General features: G+C 60.1%; 2 protein-coding genes. Both read right to left on the bottom strand.

Features of this window, described 5'->3' with window-relative positions; genetic code table 11:
• Nucleotides 1–4,678: two-partner secretion domain-containing protein (locus tag HMPREF3139_RS06420; RefSeq protein WP_141743137.1), on the bottom strand; the 4,678-nt coding region annotated here is incomplete at its 3' end.
• A gap of 68 nt (nt 4,679–4,746) precedes the next feature.
• Nucleotides 4,747–6,492, bottom strand: coding sequence for a ShlB/FhaC/HecB family hemolysin secretion/activation protein (locus tag HMPREF3139_RS06425; RefSeq protein ID WP_070461294.1), 1,746 nt, complete (start codon nt 6,490–6,492; stop codon nt 4,747–4,749).
• Between the last annotated feature and the right edge of the window lie 359 nt (nt 6,493–6,851).

Below are 6,851 nucleotides of genomic sequence, written 5' to 3' on the forward strand. Positions count from 1 at the left end.
GGCCGGACTTTTTGCGCTCGTGGTTTTCCCAATCTTGGTAGCGGTTCTCGGCAGCATCAACGCGCACCTCGCCGGCGGCGGTAACCAGGGTCTGTTCGTCGCTGATGACTTGGCTGCCGCGGATGCGGGTGTCGCCGCCGGAGGCCGTTCTGACTTCGCGGCCGGTAATCACGCTGCCGGCTGCTTCGTCGTGTTGGCGCCGGTATTGGTCCAGCCGGCTTTTGCTGCCGACCAAACCGCGCTCTTTGCTGTAGGTCGATTCGTCCAGATCCAGGGTGCGGCGGCCTTCGCTGATGTCGATATTGCCGCGGGCGGCCAGCTCTACCCGGCCGCTTTGGTTGTCGATTTGGCCTTGGCGGATGTTCAGGTCTTTGCCGGCGGATACGGTGATGTTGCCAAGCGCTTCGATGCGGCTGCCTGCTTCGGCGCTTTGGTGGACGTGGCGGTGGTTTTTGTCGTTTGCCGCGCCGTAGCTTTCGTGGTTTTCGGTGCGGACGGTGCCGAGTGTGACGCTGCCTTCGCGGGCAATCATTTGGCTGTGGCCGTCGCGGGCGCGGTTGGCCAGGCGGGCGCCGTTCAGTTTGATGTCGTGCCCTGCTTCGAGGCTGAGCAGGCCTTGGCCGTCTTCTGTGCCGCTGACATACAGTCCGGCCACACGGTCAACGGTGGTGCGGCCGTTGTGCGAGTCGCCGCTTTGGGCGGTGCTGCTTTGGAGGGTGATGTTGTCGGCTTTGAGGCTGAGCAGCTGTTCGGCTTCGATGCTGCCGCCGGTGATGTCGATTTGTTGTTGGGCGTCGAGTATGACGTTTTTGCCGCCGATGCGGCCGCTGTTGCTGATGTCGCCGGCGGCCAGATCGACGATGCGCCGACCGGCCAGGGTGCCGCGGTTGTCGATGCGGCCGGCATTCAGCTGCAGGGCGTCGGCGCTGATGAGGCCGCCGGCACTGTTGAGATCGCCGGGGCGGGCGAGTACGTAGACTTTGGGTACGAGTACGCTTTGGCTGCTGCCGTCGGCCAGGGTAACGGTCTGGCTTTCAAGCCAGACGATGTCGCTGGTCAGCCGGGCAACCTGCTCGGGGGACAGGGCGATGCCGGGGGTCAGCTGCTGGGTGCGGGCGAAGCTGATGCCGGCGTCCATCAGGGCTTGGAATTGGGCTTCGTCGTTGGGGTAGCCGTCCAGACGGCGGTAGCCGGTCAGACGGGCAATCTGTTCGTTGATCAGGCGTTGCTCGTAATAGCCGTCGCCCAGCCGTTTGTGGGTGCGGTTGGGATCGGTTTGCAGGGCTTTGAGCATGTAGTCGCTGCCCAGCCAGGTGCGGTAGTCGGCATAGGCGGGATCGGTTTCCACCAGATAGCCGGGGCGGTCGGGACGGACGGTGTACAGGCTGCTTTCGGGCAGGCTGAAGCTGACGTCGGGACTTTTAATGCGCGGAGGGGCAACGGCGGCGGTGGCGGCATCGGCTGCGGCGGCATGGCCGGCAGGAGGGTTCAGGCTGCCTTGGTTTTGCAGAATGTCGCTCAGCTGGTTTTCAAAGTCGTGGGTGCTGACGCTCGGGTTGTTGTAAGCATAACCACCTCTCCAATAGACATGATGCCTGCCTCGGTGGCCATGGCTTCTTTCGAAGGTCGCATGTTCGCTTATGCCGACTTCTTCCAGACGCCGCTGCTCTTGGGTGGCGTGGTTGGCAATCTTGTCTTTGGAAAGCCCCGACAATGTGCCACCGATCAGGATTTTGCTGTCACTGTTACGCCATTCTCCGCCTTCGGCTTTCAGGTCGCCGCCAATCAGGATTTCGCCCGGACGGCTTTCTACGATACGTTGGCGGTAACGGTTCAGGCTGTATTGGTAGCGGCGTACCGCCGATACGTCGGAGCGTTCGAATTTGCGTTCGGTACTGCCGCTTTTCTGTCTGCCCTGCTCGTTGAAACGGAAGACCAGATTGGTTCGGTATTGGCTCATGTTGCCGTCTTCGCCGTCAATGTAGCGTTCGGGCTCGCCGGCAAAGGTGTAGGCAGTTTGGCGGCGGCTGTCGGCCAAATATTCTTCGGTGCGCAAACCGGCGTTCAGGTTGTCCAGTTTTTGAACGGCAATCTGCCCGCCTCCCGCTGCTTCAATCCGCGCGCCGCGGTTTTCCAGTCGCTCGGCCCTGCCTTCGGCCTGATGGCTCTCGTTCAAACGGCCGCCGATATGCAGTGTGCCTTCGCTGCTGATCAGGCTGGAGACGCTGCCGGTTTGTACTTGGCCGTTTTCAATCCGGCCAAAGCCGCTGCCGGTGTTGCTTATGCTGCGCATGCCGATGTCCAGCCGCTCTCGTGCGGCAATCACGGGGGCTTGGTTTTTGCCGTCTGCGCTTGCTTCTTCGCGGTTGTTCAGGCTGCCGCCGCCCAGGGCGAGACGGCTGCCGTAGATGCGGCCGCTGCCGATGTTGTTCAGGCTGTCTGCGGCATCAATACGGGTCAGGCCGTTGCTGTTGATCAGGCCGCGGTTGTCCACGGTGTCGGCGCCAATACGGGTATTGCTGCCGGAAACCAGTTTGCCTTCGGCGCGGTTGTCGATGTGCCGGGCACGGATGTCGAGGGCTGCGCCGCCGGCCAAACGGTGGCGGTTGCGGATGCTGCCGCCGCTTTCGATGCTGAGTGTGCGGCCGGCTTCGATGTCTGCGCTGCTGTCAAAGTCGGCGCTGAGTTTGAGGGCGGCATCACGGCCAGCGGCCAGGGTGCCGCTGCCGTCCAGTACCCGGGCATCCAGTCCGATGTCCTGTCCGGCCAAGATGCTGCCGTCTTGGTTGGTGATGTTGTCGGCGGCCAGTTTCAGGCTGCCGGCAGTGGTGATTTCGCCTTGTTCGTTGTTCAGGCCGTCTGAAAGGCGGATGTCGCTTTGGCTGTTGCTGCGGATGGCGCCTTGGCGGTTGTCGAGTCGGGTGCCATCCAGTTTCAGGCTGCCTGCGGCCAGGGCGCCGCCGCGGTTGTCGCTGTGGCTGCTGTGAATGTCGGCGCTGTGGGCGAGAATGTCGCCTTGGCGGTTGTCGAAACGGCTGCCGTCTGCTTTCAGGCTGCCGAGGGTGAGGCGGCCGCTGTTGGCCAGTTCGCTGTGTACGTTCAGATCGGTGCGGCCGCCCGCTTCGATGGTGCCGCTGTTGTCCAAACGGCCGGAGACGCTGATGCGGCCGTCGGCAGGAGTGGGAACTTGGGTATGGCCGCCGTGACTGTTGCCGCTATTGCCGTTGCCGTTATTGGCGGGCGGCCGCTTGTTGCCGGAGTGGGAACCATTGTTGTTGCCGTTTCCGCCGTTGTTGCCGCTACTGTTTCCACTGTTGCCGTTGTTGTTTTCCGGCAGGCCGATGCGGCCGCTGTTGGCCAGGCGGGCGGTATCGACGGCCAGATCCTGACTGCCGCTTTGGCTGATGCGGCCGCTGTTGTCCAATACGGGGGCGGCAATGTCCAGACGGCCGCCGTCGATTTGACCGCTGTTGTCAATCCGGGCGCTGCGGATGCGGTTTTCTGCGGTGCTGAGAATGCGGCCGCTGTTGTTCAGGCTGCTTTTGCTGTCGATGCTGCTTTGGCCGTGGGCGTAAAGGGTGCCGCTGTTGTCGGCTTGGCCGGCGTTAAGACGCAGGGTGCCGCCGTCTTGGGCGGCGACGGTGCCGCTGTTGGCCAGTCTTCCGTCGGCGCTGAGGGTCACGCCGCCGGCACCGGCGTAAATCTTGCCGGCATTGCGGATGCCGCTGCCGGCATCGGCAGCAATCAGGGTGATTTTGCCGGCATACATGCCGCCCAGGGCGCCGGTGTCGATGGCAAAGACGGGGGCGGATGAAGACGGAGTGCGGGGTGCGGCGGCGTCTTTCAGGCTGCCTGCGGCGTCGGTTTGGCCGGCGGCGGCAATCACTTGGACGTCCTGCCCCCAAATGCCGCCGTCAATCTTGGCGGCACGGCTGAGAATGCGGGTGTAGTCGGCACCGCGCCCGTCAAGACCCTGTGCGCCGATTTCAATACGGCCGCTGCCGATGTCCAAACCGTCGAAACGGCCGTCTGCCAGGATGGGACGGCCGGTGGTCAGGGTGGCACCTGCGCTGTTGATAAAGCCGCCGCCGTCGACGCGGATGCCGGCGGGGTTGGCCATCACCACTTCGGCGCGGCGGCCGGCGATTTCGATATAGCCGTTCAGCCGGCTCGGGTCGCTGCTGTTGATTTGGTTGACGATTACACGGGCTTCGTCGCGGGCGAGAAAGGGGTTGCCCTGTATCCAGCCGGCCTGGCGGGTGGATACGCTTTTATGGCTGTTGTTGAGAATGGTGCCGCGCGTGTCGACATCGAAACGGCGGTATTGGTTGACGGATACGCCGTGGGCGGTGGGGGTTTGGATATTGACCTGCGGTAGTCCGTTGCCGGTTTGCAGGATGACGGGCTGCTGGGATTTGGGGGCGGATTTGTCGGCTTGGATGTCGGCAGCGGCGGCGGGCACAATCAGGGCCGAACCGAAACCGAGCAGCAGGCTGAAAGTCAGCGTGCCCAAATGCAAACGGCAGCCTGAACGGGTTTTTAGGCTGCCGTCACCGCCACCGGTTTCTCCGCCTGAGCGCTCGCCGGGACTTTTGCCCTGCCCGATGGCAGTCTCGGCTACGGCCATCAGGATGCCGCGGGTGCGGTTGAAGACGATTTTATGGCAGTGTTTGTTCATGTTCTTGCGTCCGTGTGGAAATGGGAAACAGGCAGCCCAAATGCAGGCGGTGCCCGTGTTTTCTCCGGTTAAAACGAATAGTTTAGGTTGAAGCCGAAAACGGCGGTACGTTTGCTAAAGCCTTGCGGTTTTTTAATCGGTTTGCCGACAAACAGGTCGTAATTCAGGCTGCCGCCTGCTTTGAACTGGCCGCGCAGGCCGGCGGCGGCGCCGATTAGGGTTTGGCCGAGCAGGTATTGCGCCGAGTCGCCGGAAACATGGCCGCCGTCTAGCGCCAGATAAAACTGGTGGGCAGCCTGAAAATACCAGCCGGCTTCGTTGCGCCAGTACCAGCCGCGCTCGGCCGACAGTGAGCTTTCGCCGTCGAAGCCGCGCACGGTGTAGCGACCGCCGATGGCGATTTTGTCCAAAGGCGTCAGCGGGGTTTTATTCCACTGGGCATGCAGGGCGGTGTCATATACGAAGTGCTGCCGGCCGATTTGGAAGGGGTGGTTATAGCTGATGTCGGCAGTGATCACCTTCATTCTCGAAGTGCCTTCATCAAACACCTCTTCAGGGGCGGCAATGGCATCGGCCATGCCGGTGCCGCGCTTGTAGCCAAGGCCGATATCCAAAGTGCTGCGGCCGATGTATTCCTTGTGTTTTAGGCTCAACTGCCAACCGGCGGTTTTACGGCGCTGTACTTCGACTTCGGCATCATCGATAAAACTTTGGTTTTCTTTCTGCCACAGTTTGAAGCCGATATGGCTCTTGCGCCGCGCATCACGGTACAGCAGGCGGGTAAATCCGATGTCGCTGCCACGGCTTTTGCCGTTGTAGTCGTACACTTCATTGATACCCGCCACGGCTTGGTGGTAGCGGTAGTAGTTGTGGTTCCAGCTCCACAGCCAGTTGCCCGCAGGAACGGAATAGTGAAAGGCGTAGCTTTGGGTGCCGCCGGCGGTTTTTTTGCCCTCGGAGTCGGTATGGGTGTCGGTATGGCCCAGATGGCGGCCGTAGGACAGATAAAACAGATCGCTTAAGCCGAAAGGGTTGTCGGCAGAGAAAGTCAGGCTGCCTTGGTATTTGCCGGTGGTTTTGCTGCCGGAGTCGTCCACACCGAGCGACAGGCGGTAGGGCAGCAGCCGCTGCCGCCAGGCAACAATGATGTCGCTTTCATCGGGTGCATCGGCGGGAACGATTTGAATATCGGCTTCCGCGGTGGGTACGCGCTTGAGATTTTCCAGCCCCTGCTCGATACGGCGCAGATTCAGAATATCGCCGCCTTTCAACGGAATTTCGTTTTGAAAGGCGGCAATGCGCGCGGCACGGGTTTGGTCGTTGTGCGAAGTATCAGTGCGAACCGAGCGCACTTTGCCGGACAAAACGGTTAATTCCAAAGTTCCGCTGTTTAAATCCTGCGGTGCGGCCAAAATACGGGTAGTGGTATAGCCGCGGCCGATAACGGCGTTTTGTGCCGCAACCATAATGCGGTTGATGCCTTGCGCACCCAAACATTGTCCGGATTGGAAGCCGGTTTCTTTCAAGGCTTTTTTAAGTGCAAACTGAAAACGGCCGGCAGCATCGCCGGTCAGGGTAACGGTATGAATGGGGAAACAGGGGGATTCGGCCGATTCGGCTGCAGACGGAGTAAGCGTACTTTGCCGCGTATCTTCCAAACGCACATCGACTTCGCGCTGCAGCTGCTGCTCCTGCTGCCGGCGTCGCATTTCCTGACGTCTGAATTCGCTTTCTTCAATGGTATCGGCAAGTGCAGCCTGAAAAGAAAAGGCTGCCAAAATAGCTAAACTCAGATGGGTGTGTATGGCGGACATAATGTTAAACCCAGTATATTTTTACTTGAAAATAAACTCACTAAATTTTACAAAATCATTGATAAAATGTCAATGTCTTAACTTTATCTATAGATATCTGGCGCTGTTTACAGTATCTGAAGATTTCAAGAATGATACTGTGAAGCCTTATGGCAGCCTGAAAGGGTTGCGGTGTTTGAGATGTTGCCGGCGTATTTTTCTTAAGCTGTTGTGTAAAACACTGTTAGAGACCTTTGCAAAAAAGCCCTTCCCTCGACAACCGAAACCCAAACACAGGTTTTCGGCTGTTTCTCTCCCCTAATACCTCCTGATTTTACCCAAATGACCCCTTAATCCTCCCCGGATACCTGATAATCAGG

The organism is Neisseria sp. HMSC15G01 (assembly GCF_001808255.1).
Lineage (GTDB): Bacteria > Pseudomonadota > Gammaproteobacteria > Burkholderiales > Neisseriaceae > Neisseria > Neisseria subflava_A.